1 pseudogene is annotated in these 706 nt (G+C 65.4%); it reads left to right on the top strand.

What is annotated here, in order from left to right:
• A pseudogene (locus DNK89_RS24435) lies at positions 1 to 706 on the top strand (hypothetical protein); the annotation flags it as partial.

The raw sequence follows: 706 nt of genomic DNA, 5'->3' as shown, positions 1-706 counted from the left end.
GGGCGAAAAGCCAACGACCGGCGAGAACCCGACTGATCAAGGCGGCACGGCAACCAAGCCTGCCGAGCAGCCCGGCGAACAGCCAAAACCCGGCGAGCCGACCCAGCCGGCGCAGGGTGGACAACAACCGGCACCAGCCGAAGGTGTCCAGCAACCGGCGACCGGAGAGCAGAAGCCAGCCGGACAGACGACCGGAGCGCCGGCCGATCCCAATGCCGCGCCGATCTTCGACAGCCAGAAGGAAACCCAACCTGCGGTCGAGGGCCAGAAGGGTGGCAGCACCCAGCCGCAACAGCCTGGCCAGCCTGCCGGGCAGCCGGTGACACAGCCTGCCCAGCCGGTTCAGCAGCCGACGGAAAAGGTGCCGCCACCCAAGGACGACAAGGCGGCTCAGGTGACGATACAGCCGGAGAAAATCGCTCCGGTGACGGAGGAGAAAGGCACGCGGCTCGAACGCGCACCGGATTTCGACATACGCCGGCGCCCGCGTCCGGAAGGGGCCGATATCGTCAAGAACTACGGCGATCGCACGATCATCCAGTTCAACAACCAGATCATCGTCGAAAGCAACGACCGTCCCCGCATCACCCGTGACGCCCAGGACGTCTATTACGAGGACCTGCCGCGCGGCCGCACCCGCGAGACGATCGTGCGCGACAATGGCAACCAGATCATCACCATCCGCAACCGCAATGGCGATATCATC

Source organism: Acidovorax sp. ST3, from assembly GCF_003231145.1.
In the GTDB taxonomy this organism is placed as follows: Bacteria; Pseudomonadota; Gammaproteobacteria; order Burkholderiales; family Burkholderiaceae_C; genus Acidovorax.
This window is presented reverse-complemented; position numbering and strand designations above follow the sequence as displayed.